We start from the raw sequence: 13,985 nt of genomic DNA on the forward strand, positions 1-13,985 counted from the left end.
CGGGCCCTTCACTTCGTCGTTGTCAGATGAATACTTCCGCGCCCGGACGGGTCTGGCGTCGCCGCGCCGAAAGCGCGTCGGCCTTCGCCGCCCCCGCGCATATCGGCCATGACGAGAAAGCGCGGCCCATGCCTAACCGCCGTTAAGATTTTCCGGTTAGAAATGAGTCTTCCATAAGACTCTCTCCCGCATGCGCCCGATGTCCGCCTCCGATCTCGCCTACGCCTCCGACAAGTCCGGTCTCGATCCCACCGCCCGCGGCGTCATCGCCATGGTGGCGGGCATGGTCGTGCAGGCCACCAACGACACGGTCATCAAGCTCGCCTCCGCCCGCTTGCCGGCGAGCGAGATCATGGCGCTGCGCGGCGTCATGGCGATCGCGCTGGCGCTCGCCGTCGCGCTCGCGCTCGGAGAGGCGCGCCGGCTGAAGACGCTCGCCAATCCGCTGGTCGCGCTGCGCTCCGGCCTCGAGGCGATGGCGTGCCTCACCTACATGACGGCGCTCGCGCATCTCTCGCTCGGCGAGTTCACCTCCATCGTGCAGACGACGCCGCTCATCATCACGGCTCTCGCGGTGCTGCTCGGCTGGCAGACGGTCGGTTGGAAGCGGTGGGCCGCGATCGGCGTCGGCTTCGGCGGCGTCCTGCTGATCGCAAAGCCCACGACCGGCGGCGTCAACGTCTATGCGGCGCTCACGCTGCTGTCGGCCTGCTTCATGGCGGTGCGCGACCTCGTCACGTCGCGGATCCCGTCTTCCGCGCCCTCGATGGTCGTGACGCTCGGCTCCACCATCGCGGTGACGGCGGTGGGCTTCGGCGCCGGCGCCGCGCAGGCCGGCCCCTGGCTGATGCCCGACGGCTTCGAGACCACGATGATCGTCGTCGCGGCCGGGCTCGTGGTCGGCTGCAACATGCTGATCGTGATGGCGTTCCGCCTCGGCGACATGACCGTGGTCGGTCCGTTCCGCTACAGCGTCATCCTGGCGGCGCTAATCCTCGGCTGGGCGGTCTGGGGCCACACCCCCGACGCGCTGTCGCTCATCGGCTCCGCGCTGATCGTCGGGTCGGGCCTCTATGCGCTCAAGCGCGAGAAGAAGAACGAGCCGGAGCCGCTCGCCAATTCGGCGGCTCCGCTCGCCTGAACGGGGCCTAAAGCTCTCCGTCGCTGTCGAACAGCGGCTCGAAGCCGCCGAAGATCATGCGATCCATCGAGAACGGCGCGTCTTCGGGCGGGGTCATGCGCTCGTCGGCCTCCATCTTGGCCGCGGCCGCGTCGCAGGTCGCCTTGTCGGGCCAGACGATGAAGGAGAACACGATCTCCTCGCCGTCCTTGGCCCGAACGGCGCGACGGAAGTCCGCCGTCTCGCCGGGCTGGACGTCCACGCCCCAGCACTCGACGATCCGGAGCGCGCCGTACTCCTTGAACATCTCCGCGGCCTGCTCGGCCATCTCGCGATAGTCGTCCTTGCGGCCCGCCGCCGCGGGAATGACGAAACCCTGCACATACGCCATCGGTCGCTCGCCTAAGCCTCCCCCTTGACGGGCGGACTCACGCCGCCCGTTTCCCCGCCGCGGCCTCGATGGCGGCGACGTCGATCTTCACCATGCCCATCATGGCCGTGAAAACCCGGCTCGCGACCTCCGGGTCGGGATCGGCGATCAACTCCGAGAGAGCGCGCGGCACGATCTGCCACCGCACGCCCCAGCGGTCGTGGATCCAGCCGCAGGCGACCTCCTTGCCGCCTTTGTCCCTGATCGCGTCCCAGACCCGGTCGACCTCGGCCTGGTCGGCGCAATCGACCGACAGCGACACGGAGTCGGTGTGCTGCGGCGCGCTGCGGCCGTTCAGCGCTTGGAACGTCTGGCCGGCGAGCGTGAACTCGATCAGCAGGACGTCGCCGGCCTTGCCGCCCGGAAAGTCTCCCGGGCTCGTCGTGACGCGGTCGATGCGGCTGTCGGGCAGCAGCGAGACATAGAAGTTCGCGGCGTCTTCGCCGTCGCTGTCGAACCAGATGCAGGGCGAGATCTTGGACATGGGGGGCCTCCGGGATCGAGTTTTTTCTGATGTTCTGGCGCGCTCACGCGGCCGGCGGACCGCCTGCGGCCGCGGCCGGATCCATCCACATCACCTCCCAGATGTGCCCGTCCGGATCCTCGTAGGAGCGGCCGTACATGAAGCCGTAGTCCTGCAGGGGCGTCGGATCGGCGGTCCCGCCGGCCGCCGTCGCCTTGGCCACCTGCCCGTCCACCGCCTCGCGGCTCTCCTCCGAAACGCACAGCAGCACCTGCGCCGAGGCGCGCGCGTCAGGGATCTCTTTGGAGGTGAACTGCCGGTACTTCTCGTGGGTGAGAAGCATCACGAAAATGGTCTCCGACAGCACCATGCAGGCGGCGGTGTGGTCGGAGAAGTTGAGGTTCTGCTCCGCGCCCACCGCCTTGTAGAAGGCGATCGAGGCGGGCAGGTCGGCGACGGGCAGGTTGACGAAAATCAGCTTCGGCATCGTGGGCTCCTCATCGTGCGCTGATCGTGGCTCGTTCGATCCTAGGACGAACGAGGCGACGGCAGCCCGACACACGGCCGAAGATTTTTTTGGAAGACAGCGCCGGCGCGGTCAGAGCGCCTTTTCGAGCAGCGCCGCGATCGTCTCTTCGCGCGTGTCGCCGACCGAGCGTCCGACCTCCTTTCCACCCTTGAACACGAGGATCGTGGAGCGGTCGGGCGCGTTGAGCGCCTTCAGCGTCGGCTTCTCCGAATCATAGTCGATCGCGAAGGCCGCGACCTTTGCGAACTTCGGGTCCGCCAGCAGCTTCGTGACGATCGGCTTCTGGGCCCGGCAGGTCGGGCACCATGAGGCGTCGATGAGCGCGATCACCGCGCCCTTTCCGCGCGCGGCCTCGAAATTCGCGGTTCCGAAGGGTTGCAGGCTCGCGGCGAAGGCTGGCGCGACGGACAGCGCCGCAGCGAGCGCCAAAATTCCGAGGGAGGAGCGACGGTCGAACATCGGCTTTTCCTTGCGATCGGTCTCGTCTCGGGCCTTTACGTATGCGCGCAGGGTCCGGTTTCGCCAACCGGGCCCGGGAAGCGTCTTCGATGACGTCTGCGAGTACGGGAGCGAGTTCGCGTGGCCAACCATCTGTTCGACGCCGTCAGGGCCGCCGCGCCGGGGCGCGACGAAACCTTCATGGAGACGACGGACGGCCGTCGCTGGAGCTACGGCGAGCTGGTCGACGAGACCGCGCGCTTCGCCGCGGCGCTGGTCCGGCTCGGGCTCGAGCCCGGCGACCGCGTGGCCGCGCAGGTCGAGAAGAGCCCCGAGGCGCTGCTGCTCTATCTCGCGACGGTGCGGGCCGGCGGCGTCTTCCTTCCACTCAACACCGCCTACACGCCCGCGGAAATCGACTATTTCATCGGCGACGCCGAGCCGCGGCTCTTCGTCGTGTCGCCCCCTTCCGAAGCCGCCCTCGCCCCGATCGCGACGACGCGCGGCGCCCGTCTCCTGACGCTCGGCGGCGCCGGCGAGGGGTCGCTCATGGACCACGTCCGCGGCGAAGACGGGCGCGGGTTCAGCGACGCCGCCTGCGGACCGAACGACCTCGCGGCCATCCTCTACACCTCCGGCACGACCGGCCGCTCCAAGGGCGCGATGCTGACGCACGACAATCTGCTGTCGAACGCGCTCGCGCTCGTGAAGACCTGGCGGTTCACCGCCGCCGACCGGCTGATCCACGCGCTGCCGATCTTCCACACCCACGGACTGTTCGTGGCGACCAACACGGCGCTGCTCGCGGGCTCGTCGATGATCTTCCTGCCGCGCTTCGACCCCGCCGAAGTCGTCGGCCTGATGGACCGCGCGAGCGTGCTGATGGGCGTGCCGACCTTCTATGTGCGCCTTCTCGGCCATGCCGGGCTGACGCGCGAGGCGACGGCCGGCATGCGCCTGTTCGTCTCGGGCTCCGCGCCGCTGTTGGCCGAGACCCACCGCGAGTTCTCCGGGCGCACCGGCCACGCCATCCTCGAGCGTTACGGGATGACCGAGACCAACATGATCACCTCCAACCCCTATGAGGGCGGCAGGATCGCGGGAACGGTCGGATATCCGCTGCCCGACGTCGAGCTGCGCGTCGTCGACGCCGAGAGCGGCGCGCCGCTCGCCGACGGCGAGGTCGGGATGATCGAGGTGAAGGGCCCGAACGTCTTCAAGGGCTATTGGCGGATGCCGGAGAAGACCCGCGCCGAGTTCCGCGACGACGGCTTCTTCGTCACCGGCGATCTCGCCCGGCGCGACGCGGACGGGCGGGTCTCGATCGTCGGGCGCGGTAAGGACCTCGTGATCTCGGGCGGCTTCAACGTCTACCCCAAGGAGGTCGAGGAGGAGATCGACCAGCTGCCCGGCGTCTTCGAAAGCGCCGTGATCGGGGTGGCGCATCGCGACTTCGGCGAGGGCGTGACGGCGGTCGTGGTGCCGGACGGCACCGCCGAGATCGACGAGGCCTCGATCCTCTCCGCGCTGAAGGAGCGGCTCGCGCGGTTCAAGCAGCCCAAGCGCGTGCTGCTCGTCGACGAACTCCCGCGCAACGCCATGGGCAAGGTGCAGAAGGCCGCGCTGCGCGAGCGCTACGCCGACCTCTATCGGTAAGGCTGAACCGCGCGCGCCGTCACCGCCGCGACGAACAGCGCGAGGCCTGCGGCGATCAACCAGGCCTCGGGCGCGCCGAGCGTGAAGAGCGTCATCGCCGCATAGAGCGACCAGAGGGCCGGAACGGCGGCGAGCGCCGCCGCAAGAAACGGCCGGCGGACCAACGCCGCGACGCCGAGCGCGGCGAGCGCGCTCGGATCCGGCATGACGCCTGCGATTTCGGCCGCGCTCCACGGCTTTCCGAGCGACGGCGCGGCGAGCGGATAGGCGATGACGGCCAGCGCAAGCAGCACGGCCGCCAAGGCTCCGGCCGGCCTGACGGTGGGGCGCAAGGGCGCGTTGAGAAGCGCCGCGACTGCGGCGAAGCCTGCGCCTGCGGTGAGGAACGCCGGAGCCGCATAGGCCGCCGCCCAGTTGATCCCGGCGTATCGGCTCCAAAGGAAGCCCCAGCCCGACATAGCCAGTCCTGCGCCCGCGAGCGCCAGCGCGGCCCTGCCGGACTGCGGTCCACCGCGCCGCACAAGGCCGATCAGGACGAGTCCCGCCGCCAGCGCCGCGAGCTGCCACGGCCAGACCCCGGCGTTGTGGCTCTCGATCAGCCGCTCATAAACCCGCGGCGAGAACAGCAGGAAATCGGACGGGCGGTAGGTCCACCACTCGCTCATGAGGATTTTTCGCTCAGATCTCAGTGAGCGCCTTCGCGATCCGCTCCCTCATGGCCTCGTCGGGCATGGGTCCGGAGACGGCCGCGAGGTTCTCGCGCACATGCGAGACGCTTGTCGTGGCGGGGATCGCGCAGGTGACCGCCGGATGCGAGGCAACGAATTTGAGGATCAACTGCGCCCAGCTGGTCGCGCCGAGCTCTCCGGCGAAATCGGGCAGCTTTTCGCCCTCGAGCTCCTCGGTGAGGTCGCCCTGCCGGAACGGCCGGTTGACGATCACCGCGATCCCCCGCTCGCGCGCGAGCGGCAGCAGCCGCTGCTCGGCCTCGCGGTCCACCGGATTGTAGGTCAGCTGCACGAAGTCGAGCTTCCTGGTCGCGAGCAGCTTTTCAAGGTCGCCGTGCCGGCGCCCCTCGGAGGTCGTCACGCCCACATAGCGAACCTTGCCCTCGGCCTTCATGGCCTCGAGCGTTTCGAAATGGCTGTCGAAGGCGAGCAGGTTGTGGACCTGCAGCAGGTCGAAGCGCGGCACGCCCCAGAACCGACGGGTCTGCTCGATCTGTCCCGGGCCGTCGCGCCCGGAAGAAATCCACACCTTCTCGGCCGAGAACAGCGCCTGCTGGCTCCCGAGCTTCTTCAGCCCGTGGCCGACGACGGCCTGGGCCGATCCATACATCGGCGAGGAGTCGATCATGCGCCCGCCGGCCTCGAAGAACGCCCGCATCACCTCGGCGCTTTCGTCGCGCAGCGCCTGATCCTCGCCGACGTTGAAGGTTATCCAGGTGCCGAGCCCGACCGCTGGGATCGCTTCGCCGGACGACGGAATGGTTTTCATCAGCGGCTTCGGGGCCTGCTGCGCGCCCGCGGCGCCGACGAGCCCTGCGGCGCCGAGCGCGGCCATACCGGCGACGACGGCGCGGCGGTCGATCTCGGGCATCTGAAACCTCCGCGGTCGGGCGAGCGGACAAAACCGCCGGCGCGGGCCGCGCCGGCGGTTTCTCATCTAGGCCCTCACGGCGATCGATCGAGACGCGCGGAGTTCACGGACCGGAGAGACCGTGAACTCCGCGGCAGCGCCGTTACTTCGACTTGGCGCCCTTGTCGTTCGAGGCCTGCGCGTCGCCGGCATGAACGAGCATCCCGTCCTTGCCGATCTCGACGCTCTGGCCGGAGGTCGCCGCGAGGCCGTAGGAGTTTCCGGTGTTGACGCGCAGCTCGCAGCCGCCCGGGCAGTTGATCTGGGCCGACTTGCCGGCCTCGATCGTGGTCTTGGGCTCTTCGGTGCCGAGGTCGGCGGTCACCTCGACGGCCTTGTCGAACTTGTTGGCCACCGTCACCGCAAGCGCGGGAGCCGCGGCGAACGCCGTCGCGCCGAGCGCCAGAACTGCAGCTTTCGCAAAAGTCATCATGGTTATGTGCCCTCTCTTCACATGTTTTATCGATCTCGGACCACCTTGACGGCGCGAGGCGCTGACCTGTCATCCGGAACGTCTTTGCATGACGTGAGCACAAAGATGATTTCTTGAGAGAATAAGAAAAGCCCATCTACGAACATGTCATCCTGCATGACGCGTTACTGACGAGCGTGTGATATGAATTTCATAATAAGCTTTGCAGATGACGCCGCCGAGCCCGTGTTCGGCAAACCGAACGAGAGCGCAAGCCTAGGATTATGCGCCATCCTAGGACTATGACCCCAGTGAATGTCAGGACTATTGTCCGCCGGGACATAAAGTCGGCTCACGAGATCGCCGCCGGCCGGACGCGCCTCGTGTCCCGAACGCCGGCCCTGTAAAAAGACGCCCGCCCTCTTGCGCCCTGTCGGAAAGACGCCTTGCCCCGCTTCGCCGCGAACCTCTCGTTCCTCTTCGCCGACCGCGCTTTGCCCGATCGCATCGACGCCGCGCGCGCCGCAGGGTTCGATGCCGTCGAAATGCTGTTCCCCTACGAGCATGCGCCGGAAACGCTTGCGGAATGGCTTAAGGCCGCCGATCTCGAGCTTGTCCTGTTCAACATGCGCCCGGGAGACTGGGCGGCGGGCGAGCGGGGCCTCGCCTCCTTCCCTCACCGGTCCGAGGAGTTCCGCGCATCCGTGGAGGAGGCGCTGCGCTATGCCCAGCGTCTCGGCACGCGTCGCCTCCATGCGCTTGCGGGCCTCGCACAGCCGGACGACGCCCGCGCGGCCAGCGCCTATCGCGACGCCCTGGCCTTCGCCTGCGACCGCGCCGGTCCCATGGGCGTCGACGTTCTGATCGAGCCGATCAACGGCCGCGACATGCCGGGCTATCACCTTGCGAGCTTCGAGCGCGCCGCCGAGATCATCGCGGCGCTCGGGCGCCCGAACCTGAAGCTGCAGTTCGACGTCTATCACCGCCAGATCCTGCGCGGCGACGTGATCCGCGGCCTCGAGGAGCTGATGCCCTTGATCGGCCATGTGCAGGTCGCGAGCGTCCCCGGCCGCAACGAGCCGGGAACGGGAGAGCTCGACGATTTCGCGGTGTTCGCGGCGCTCGACCGGTTGGGCTATGCGGGCTTCGTCGGCTGCGAGTATCGGCCGCTCGGGCGCACGGAAGACGGGCTGGGATGGATGGACCGCGCCGCCCCCTTGTCCCGGACTTGATCCGAGACCCAGAACCGAGACGCTGGGTTTTAAAGTCTCCGGACGTCTTCGCCTTTTTCGTCTTCCGGCGCCGTTTCTGGGTGCCGGATCGGGTCCAGCACAAGGGCCGCGGCATACGGGGATGACGCCTTGCGGTTCGACTCGCGCTAAGACGTCTGCCTCCAACCTCCCTTCCCCGGAGAACGCATGCGCTGGTCGCCCCAGCAGGACGACGCCCTGAAATCGGTCGCGGAGTGGCTCGCGAAGCCGCGCCAGCAGGTGTTCCGCCTGTTCGGCTACGCCGGCACGGGAAAGACGACGCTCGCCCGCCACCTCGCCGAGGACATCGACGGCGACGTCGCGTTCGGGGCTTACACGGGCAAGGCCGCGCTCGTGATGCGGTCGAAGGGCTGCGTCGGCGCGAGCACCATCCACGCGATGATCTACCGCCCGCGCGGCGGCGACGAGGAAGGGCCGTCCTTCGCCATCAACCGCCAGGGCTCGGCCGCCGAGGCCGACCTCATCGTCATCGACGAATGCTCGATGGTGGACGAGGAGCTCGGCCGCGACCTGCTCTCCTTCGGCAAGAAGGTGCTGGTGCTGGGCGACCCGGCGCAGTTGCCGCCGGTCAAGGGCGGCGGCTTCTTCACCGAGGCCGAGCCGGACGCGATGCTGACGGAAGTCCACCGGCAGGCCGCCGACGATCCGATCATCCGGATGTCGCTCGACGTGCGCGAGGGCCGCGAACTCGCTTACGGCCAGTATGGCGAAAGCCGCGTGGCGTCGCGCCGCGAGATCGCGACCGAAGACGTCACCGGCGCCGACCAGGTGCTCGTCGGCACCAACCGCACCCGGCGGCTCTACAACGGCCGCCTGCGCGAGCTGAAGGGGCTTATCCACCCGATGCCGGCCGTCGGCGACAAGCTCGTGTGCCTGCGCAACGACAAGACCAAGGGCCTGTTCAACGGCGGCACCTGGATCGTCCAGCGCCTCAAAAGCTCAGACGCCTCGCGCGTGAAGCTCGACCTCATGCCCGACGAAGACGGCGCGAAGCGCTCGGTCTCCGTCTCGGTGCTGAAGGCCTTCTTCGAGGGCGACGTCGAGGCCGTTCCCTTCGCGCAGCGCCGACGCTCCGACGAGTTCGACTACGGCTATGCGCTCACCGTCCACAAGGCGCAAGGCTCGCAATGGGACGACGTGGTGCTGTTCGACGAGAGCTACGCGTTCCGCGAACACCGCGACCGCTGGCTCTACACCGGCCTCACCCGGGCTGCGAAGCGCGTCACCGTCGTCCGCTGATCAACCTACCAATCGGTAGATTGCGGAAACCGCTGCGCGTCATATAATTCGGATTGAACAACCGCCGAAGCAGGCGGACGCCGGACGCGCCGTCACAAGAGCGCGCCGCCACCCATGGGAGAGAAGATCATGACGTTCCGTCTTCGGTCCGCATCCGTGAGCGCGCTCGCGATCGCGGCGGCGCTCGGCCTCTCCGCGGCTCCCGCGCTCGCCCAGAGCCCGGCAGAGCAGCAGCAGCAGCAGAGCCAGAACACCGACAAAACGTTCGAGAGCTTCAAGGCCGACGCCTTCGGCGACAAGGCGATCGCGGCCAACGCCGACTTCATCAAGATGACCGCGCCCTACCGCGCGGAGGACGCCGCGGTGGTGCCGATCGACGTCGCGGTCGCGCTGCCCGAGGGCGACCAGCGCACGATCTCCAAGGTGACGCTGATCGTCGACGAGAACCCCTCCCCGGTCGCCGCGACCTTCACGCTCGGCCAGAACCGCAAGGAGTTCTGGATTTCGACCCGTCTGCGCGTGAACGCCTACTCAACCGTGCGCACCGTGGTCGAGACCAGCGACGGCAAGCTCGCGATGAACGGCAAGTTCGTGAAGGCCTCGGGCGGCTGCTCGGCGCCGGCGCTCAAGGACCAGGACGAGGCCATGGCGCGGATCGGCCAGACCCGCTTCCGCAACCTTGCGGCCCAGACCGAAGGCGAGCCCGCCGCCACCAAGTTCGACCGGGCCCAGCTGATGATCCGCCACCCGAACTATTCGGGCCTGCAGATGAACGTGGTGGACCGAAGCTACATCCCGGCCTGGTTCGTGAACCACCTCGAGATCCGCCAGGGCGACGAGATGGTGTTCACGATGGACGGCGGCATCTCGCTCAGCGAGGATCCAATGATCCAGTTCACCTATCACAAGAAGCCCGGCGCCAAGCTCGCGATGAACGGCACGGACACGCAGGGCAAGGCGTTCTCGGCCGATCTCCAGCAGGACGCCGCGAGCGCCCAGCCGCGCTGAACGGCGCACGCCTCAAGAAACGCGAAGGGCCGGTCCAATGACCGGCCCTTTTCATGCGCGCCTGAAACGTCGGCCGTCTGGACCGCTCCCATTTGTCCCGGATGACAGCCGGGACGCGAGCGTCAGCGCCTTACGGGAAGCACTTCACCTCGGCCTCGGCCTGCGCGCGGCGCATGTTGGCGACCTTGTCGTGCAGGTCGCCGCTGGTGCGGAACAGCTCCGATGACTGGCCCGCGATCTTGTTCATCCGCAGGATCACCTCCGCCTCCTCGTATTCGGAGTACGGAAGGATCGACGCGATCGTGTCGATCGAGCACGAGCAGCGCTCGAGCGAGTCGCGGGTCTGGCCGTTGGACGCCATGCAGCCGAAGATGTAGTCGGCCTTCTCGACCGTCGGATAATCGTTCGAGACGTCGGCCATCGCCGTCGCCGGGGCGACGATGAGCGCGGCGGCGACCAGAAGACGAGCGACCCGGCTCACTTGGCCGCTCCCGACGGCGCGGCCGCGTCCGCCTTGACGACCTTGGGCTTCACGCGAAGCTCCTCGGTCAGCAGCACGCCGCCGTCCGGCTTCGGGGTCACGGTCTTCAGGGCGTAGAGGCCGCCGGGAACCTCGTCGGAGAAGGTCAGCTCATAGCTGCGTTCGGCGAATTCACGCAGCTTGCCGCGGTTCTTCGCGTCGTCCTGGAACGGCTTTATGGAGACCTTCCAGCCGTCGATCGTCTTGCCGTCGAACTCGATCTTGGTGGGCTCGGCCGGCGTCTGGGCGGCGAGCGCCTCGCGCAGCTTGGTGCGGAAATAGAACGGGCTTCCGCCGAGAGTCTTCTGCATGTCCTTCACGTCCTCCTCGAGGATCGCGACGATCACCGGGTTTCCGGTCTTCGACATGTTGCCCAGCACCTGGCCGCGGTCGCCGGTGAAGAGGTCGATGCGCACCGAGTCCTCGGCGCCCTGGGGGCCGACATTGACCTTCACCTCGTCCTCGAAAGACGGGGTCGCCTTCGGATCCTCGGACTTGCGCACGAAGCTGTAGGAGATCGTGCTGCCGTTCTCGAGCTTCTGGAAATGGGGCGCGTAGAACACGAGGTCGACCGAGATCGGGGCCGCCGCAAGCGCGGCGGACGCCGTCATCAGGGCGACGCAGGCGGCGAGCGGCGCCGCGCTCAGGCGGCGTAGAGAAACGGAGATCATCAGGTCTTCCTCGATCGGGCCGGCCCTTCAGGCGCGCAGATGCGCGGCCGCGAGCCGTTGTTCTGTCCCGCCATTATGGAGCGCCCAATAAGGCCATGCCAAGGCTTTGGCCTGCGGGGCGCTTCGCCGCGCGCCTTTAGACTGACCTCGCCGAAGCCAGCGTCAGCTCGACTGGAACATGAAACCGCGGCCGCGAACGGTCACGATCAGGCGCGCGCCTTCGGGCGTCGCCTCGCCGAGCTTGTGGCGCAGATAGCCGATATAGACGTCGACGACGTTGAGCGACGCGCCGCCGTGGCCGGCCCACAGGGCGGCGAAGATGTCGGCCCGGCTGAGCGGCTCGCCGACGTGGCGCATCAGCAGGGCGAGCAGGTCGACCTCACGTTCGGTGAGGCGAGCCGAGCCCTTGTCGGTCGTGACGTTGCGGGTCTCGAGGTCGAGGTCGAGCGGCGGCACGATGAGGTGGCGCTGGTCCTCGCCGCTGTTTTCGCGCTTGAGCTCCTGCACCCGCACGCGCGCCAGAAGCTCCTCGAAATCGAAGGGCTTGACCATGTAGTCGTCGGCGCCGGCCATCAGCCCTTCGGTGCGCTCCGACACAGACGACTTCGCCGACAGCATGATGATCGGCGCGGTCTGGCCCGCCGCCCTCAGCGCCTTGCAGACCTCGATGCCGGACCGTCCGGGAAGCATGACGTCGAGGATGATGGCGGAGAGCTGCTTGCCGGTCGCCGCCGCCAGAGCCTGCTCGCCGTCGCCCACCAGTTCGACCTCGTAGGACTCGGCCGAGAACCCCCGGCGCAGCACGGAGCCGATGTCGACGTCGTCTTCAACGATGAGAATGGTCATGAGCCGGCTCCGATAGCGAGACGCGGGGTCAGCGAGGGCAAGGTGATGGTGACGATCGTGCCGGGCTTGCGCCCCGGCGCGGCGGTGCGGCTGTCGATCGTGATCGCGCCGTTGTGGCGTTCGACGATCCAGCGCGCGAGCGCAAGCCCGATGCCGAAGCCCGAGCCCTCCTTCTCGCTAACGCCGCGGTAAAAGCGCTCGAACACGTGCGGAAGGTCGGCTTCGGGGATCCCCTCCCCGTCGTCCGACACCTTGAGGACGGCGCCGTCCGGACCGTAGCCGACAGCAAGGCGGATGTGCCCGCCGGAGGAGTGCCGAACGGCGTTCGCCACGAGCCCCTCGACGACCTGACGCAGCCATTCGGCGTCGGCCTCCACGACCGGATCCTCGGTCGACGGCTCGACGACGATCGTGACGCTCCGCGCCTTGGCCGCCGCGCTCACTCCGTCGCGCGCCTGCTCGACGATGGCGACGAGCGAGACCGGTTCGAATTCAAGATCGAGCTGGCCGTTCTCGGAGCGGGCGACGCGCAGGAGATCCTCGACGCGGCGATGGAGGCGGCGTGCACGGGCGCGGATCGTGACGAGCGCCTGGGCGAGATCCTCGCTCGCGGGCTTACCGCGCAGCGTCACGTCCACCTCTCCCAGGATGACGGTGAGCGGCGTGCGGAGTTCATGGCTGACGTCGGTGAAGAAGCGTCGGCGCGCGATGTCGATGTCGGAGAGCCGCTCGTTCGCCGACCTGAGTTCGACGGTCCGGGCGTCGACGATCTCCTGCAGGCGCGACTGGGCGAGCAGAAGCCGCCGCTCGCGCCGCGACAGGTGCAGCGCCATCCGGTTGAAGCGCGTGGTGAGCAGGCCGAGCTCGTCGTGTCCCCGCACCGCGAGGCGCACGTCCGTATGCCCCTGCGCGATCTCCCGCGCGGCGCCGGCCACCTCCGAGATGCGAGACAGCAGCGGGCTGACGATCCAGCGATAGAGCAGGAACGCGATCAGGGCCGCGATCCCGAGCGCGAGCGTCGACATCGGCGCGAGCTTCGAGCGCAGACGCGCCATGTCGGCGTCGGCGGAGCGGGCGGCGACGCGTTCGTTGTCGATCGCCTGCGCGATCGTCGGTCCGAAGCCGCCGCCGAACAGATCGAGCGACGCGCGCACCTTCTCCTCCGCGGCCTGTTGCGCGCCCTCGCGCGGTTCTCGCCCCTCGCGGATGGCCTGCATGACCTGCCGGTCGAGCAGGCCGAAATCGCTCTTCATCCGCGCCAGCGCCCGTCCGCGAGAGGCGGCGATGGCGGAGGCCTCCTCCTCGCCGCGGCGCCTCACCTCCTCGATGATGTCCTGCCCGAAGCGCTCGAAGGCTTCCTGGATGCGCTTGCGCGGAAGCGACAGGCGGTCGCTCTGGAGTTCGTGGGATTCGGTCGTCTGGAGCGCGGCGAGCGCATAGTCGCCGACACGGCTCGATGCGGTCGACAGATCCTCGAGCCGCCGCTGCGCGGAGGAGAGCGCCGCGACGTGCTGGTTGGCGATCGAGAGCGTCCAGGCCAACACCACCGCCGCCGCGCCGGTCGTCACGACGACGGAGGCCACGAGCACCGCCAGCCGGCCCCGCAGCGACCGGAGCCATGACCGCGCGGCCGCGAGCCGTCGCCGCGCAGTCACGGCCGGCGTCGGAGACGAGGCGCTCACGCGCCGTCATCCGACGCGCGGCGCGCCGCCGCGGACGCCGCCGAAAGGCAGTCGCGCGCGGC

General features: G+C 68.4%; 16 protein-coding genes. 5 read left to right on the plus strand and 11 right to left on the minus strand.

Annotation, left to right across the window (positions count from 1 at the left end; translation table 11 throughout):
- Window positions 1-190 precede the first annotated feature (190 nt).
- A complete protein-coding gene (locus tag ACFOWB_RS16925) occupies window positions 191-1,141 on the plus strand; it encodes a DMT family transporter (protein ID WP_261403316.1) in 951 nt (316 codons plus the stop codon).
- Between the two features lie 7 nt (window positions 1,142-1,148).
- On the opposite strand, the gene ACFOWB_RS16930 is transcribed toward ACFOWB_RS16925, so the two are convergent.
- From ACFOWB_RS16930 to ACFOWB_RS16945, 4 genes are all read right to left on the minus strand, one after another.
- Window positions 1,149-1,511, minus strand: a complete 363-nt coding sequence (locus tag ACFOWB_RS16930; RefSeq protein WP_261403317.1) for a DUF1428 domain-containing protein — start codon at window positions 1,509-1,511, stop codon at window positions 1,149-1,151.
- A 37-nt stretch (window positions 1,512-1,548) separates the two neighbouring features.
- Window positions 1,549-2,034 (minus strand): VOC family protein, encoded by a 486-nt coding sequence (locus ACFOWB_RS16935; RefSeq protein WP_261403318.1) that lies wholly within the window; start codon window positions 2,032-2,034, stop codon window positions 1,549-1,551.
- A gap of 43 nt (window positions 2,035-2,077) precedes the next feature.
- A complete protein-coding gene (locus ACFOWB_RS16940) occupies window positions 2,078-2,500 on the minus strand; it encodes a VOC family protein (RefSeq protein ID WP_261403319.1) in 423 nt (140 codons plus the stop codon).
- 111 nt (window positions 2,501-2,611) lie between these two features.
- Window positions 2,612-3,001 carry a thioredoxin family protein gene (locus tag ACFOWB_RS16945; protein ID WP_261403320.1) on the minus strand — a complete coding sequence of 130 codons (390 nt, stop codon included), beginning with the start codon at window positions 2,999-3,001 and terminating at the stop codon, window positions 2,612-2,614.
- A 120-nt stretch (window positions 3,002-3,121) separates the two neighbouring features.
- Here ACFOWB_RS16945 and ACFOWB_RS16950 point away from each other — a divergent pair, with 120 nt between their 5' ends.
- Window positions 3,122-4,636 carry a malonate--CoA ligase gene (locus ACFOWB_RS16950; protein ID WP_378148437.1) on the plus strand — a complete coding sequence of 505 codons (1,515 nt, stop codon included), beginning with the start codon at window positions 3,122-3,124 and terminating at the stop codon, window positions 4,634-4,636.
- Here ACFOWB_RS16950 and ACFOWB_RS16955 read toward each other — a convergent pair.
- From ACFOWB_RS16955 to ACFOWB_RS16965, 3 genes are all read right to left on the minus strand, one after another.
- A complete protein-coding gene (locus ACFOWB_RS16955) occupies window positions 4,627-5,301 on the minus strand; it encodes a DUF6064 family protein (protein ID WP_261403321.1) in 675 nt (224 codons plus the stop codon). The two genes, ACFOWB_RS16950 and ACFOWB_RS16955, sit on opposite strands and share 10 nt — an antisense overlap.
- A gap of 13 nt (window positions 5,302-5,314) precedes the next feature.
- Window positions 5,315-6,235 (minus strand): aldo/keto reductase, encoded by a 921-nt coding sequence (locus tag ACFOWB_RS16960; protein ID WP_261403322.1) that lies wholly within the window; start codon window positions 6,233-6,235, stop codon window positions 5,315-5,317.
- 142 nt (window positions 6,236-6,377) lie between these two features.
- Entirely contained in the window at window positions 6,378-6,707 is a 330-nt protein-coding gene (locus tag ACFOWB_RS16965; protein WP_261403323.1) for a hypothetical protein, read from the minus strand.
- Window positions 6,708-7,132: 425 nt separating this feature from the next.
- Between ACFOWB_RS16965 and otnI the strand changes: the two genes are divergently transcribed.
- The 3 genes from otnI to ACFOWB_RS16980 all read left to right on the plus strand — a co-directional run bounded on the left by otnI (window position 7,133) and on the right by ACFOWB_RS16980 (window position 10,204).
- Window positions 7,133-7,918, plus strand: a complete 786-nt coding sequence (otnI, locus tag ACFOWB_RS16970) for a 2-oxo-tetronate isomerase (protein ID WP_261403324.1) — start codon at window positions 7,133-7,135, stop codon at window positions 7,916-7,918.
- 186 nt (window positions 7,919-8,104) lie between these two features.
- Window positions 8,105-9,196, plus strand: coding sequence for an ATP-dependent DNA helicase (locus ACFOWB_RS16975; RefSeq protein WP_261403325.1), 1,092 nt, complete (start codon window positions 8,105-8,107; stop codon window positions 9,194-9,196).
- A gap of 129 nt (window positions 9,197-9,325) precedes the next feature.
- Complete coding sequence (locus ACFOWB_RS16980) at window positions 9,326-10,204, plus strand: quinoprotein dehydrogenase-associated SoxYZ-like carrier (RefSeq protein ID WP_261403326.1); 879 nt, start codon at window positions 9,326-9,328, stop codon at window positions 10,202-10,204.
- A 130-nt stretch (window positions 10,205-10,334) separates the two neighbouring features.
- Here the strand turns inward: ACFOWB_RS16980 and ACFOWB_RS16985 are convergent, their stop codons facing one another.
- The 4 genes from ACFOWB_RS16985 to ACFOWB_RS17000 form a co-directional block, all read right to left on the minus strand.
- Window positions 10,335-10,625 (minus strand): hypothetical protein, encoded by a 291-nt coding sequence (locus ACFOWB_RS16985; RefSeq protein ID WP_261405854.1) that lies wholly within the window; start codon window positions 10,623-10,625, stop codon window positions 10,335-10,337.
- 56 nt (window positions 10,626-10,681) lie between these two features.
- Window positions 10,682-11,395: a hypothetical protein gene (locus ACFOWB_RS16990; protein WP_261403327.1), complete on the minus strand. Its 714-nt coding sequence runs from the start codon at window positions 11,393-11,395 to the stop codon at window positions 10,682-10,684.
- Between the two features lie 162 nt (window positions 11,396-11,557).
- Complete coding sequence (locus ACFOWB_RS16995; protein WP_261403328.1) at window positions 11,558-12,241, minus strand: response regulator transcription factor; 684 nt, start codon at window positions 12,239-12,241, stop codon at window positions 11,558-11,560.
- Window positions 12,238-13,923: a sensor histidine kinase gene (locus tag ACFOWB_RS17000; RefSeq protein WP_378148441.1), complete on the minus strand. Its 1,686-nt coding sequence runs from the start codon at window positions 13,921-13,923 to the stop codon at window positions 12,238-12,240. Before ACFOWB_RS17000 ends, ACFOWB_RS16995 begins: the two co-directional genes overlap by 4 nt.
- Between the last annotated feature and the right edge of the window lie 62 nt (window positions 13,924-13,985).

Source organism: Chenggangzhangella methanolivorans (assembly GCF_042648545.1).
Taxonomy (GTDB): Bacteria; Pseudomonadota; Alphaproteobacteria; order Rhizobiales; family Methylopilaceae; genus Methylopila; species Methylopila methanolivorans.

Excerpts from the sequence above, each read along its gene's own strand:
- ACFOWB_RS16965 (WP_261403323.1), bottom strand. The coding sequence starts at position 6,707 with ATGATGACTTTTGCGAAAGCTGCAGTTCTGGCGCTCGGCGCGACGGCG.
- ACFOWB_RS16975 (WP_261403325.1), top strand. The coding sequence starts at position 8,105 with ATGCGCTGGTCGCCCCAGCAGGACGACGCCCTGAAATCGGTCGCGGAG.
- ACFOWB_RS16985 (WP_261405854.1), bottom strand. The coding sequence starts at position 10,625 with ATGGCCGACGTCTCGAACGATTATCCGACGGTCGAGAAGGCCGACTAC.
- ACFOWB_RS16955 (WP_261403321.1), bottom strand. The coding sequence starts at position 5,301 with ATGAGCGAGTGGTGGACCTACCGCCCGTCCGATTTCCTGCTGTTCTCG.
- ACFOWB_RS16940 (WP_261403319.1), bottom strand. The coding sequence starts at position 2,500 with ATGCCGAAGCTGATTTTCGTCAACCTGCCCGTCGCCGACCTGCCCGCC.
- ACFOWB_RS16930 (WP_261403317.1), bottom strand. The coding sequence starts at position 1,511 with ATGGCGTATGTGCAGGGTTTCGTCATTCCCGCGGCGGCGGGCCGCAAG.
- ACFOWB_RS16995 (WP_261403328.1), bottom strand. The coding sequence starts at position 12,241 with ATGACCATTCTCATCGTTGAAGACGACGTCGACATCGGCTCCGTGCTG.
- ACFOWB_RS16945 (WP_261403320.1), bottom strand. The coding sequence starts at position 3,001 with ATGTTCGACCGTCGCTCCTCCCTCGGAATTTTGGCGCTCGCTGCGGCG.
- ACFOWB_RS16935 (WP_261403318.1), bottom strand. The coding sequence starts at position 2,034 with ATGTCCAAGATCTCGCCCTGCATCTGGTTCGACAGCGACGGCGAAGAC.
- ACFOWB_RS16925 (WP_261403316.1), top strand. The coding sequence starts at position 191 with ATGCGCCCGATGTCCGCCTCCGATCTCGCCTACGCCTCCGACAAGTCC.
- ACFOWB_RS16990 (WP_261403327.1), bottom strand. The coding sequence starts at position 11,395 with ATGATCTCCGTTTCTCTACGCCGCCTGAGCGCGGCGCCGCTCGCCGCC.
- ACFOWB_RS16960 (WP_261403322.1), bottom strand. The coding sequence starts at position 6,235 with ATGCCCGAGATCGACCGCCGCGCCGTCGTCGCCGGTATGGCCGCGCTC.
- ACFOWB_RS16980 (WP_261403326.1), top strand. The coding sequence starts at position 9,326 with ATGACGTTCCGTCTTCGGTCCGCATCCGTGAGCGCGCTCGCGATCGCG.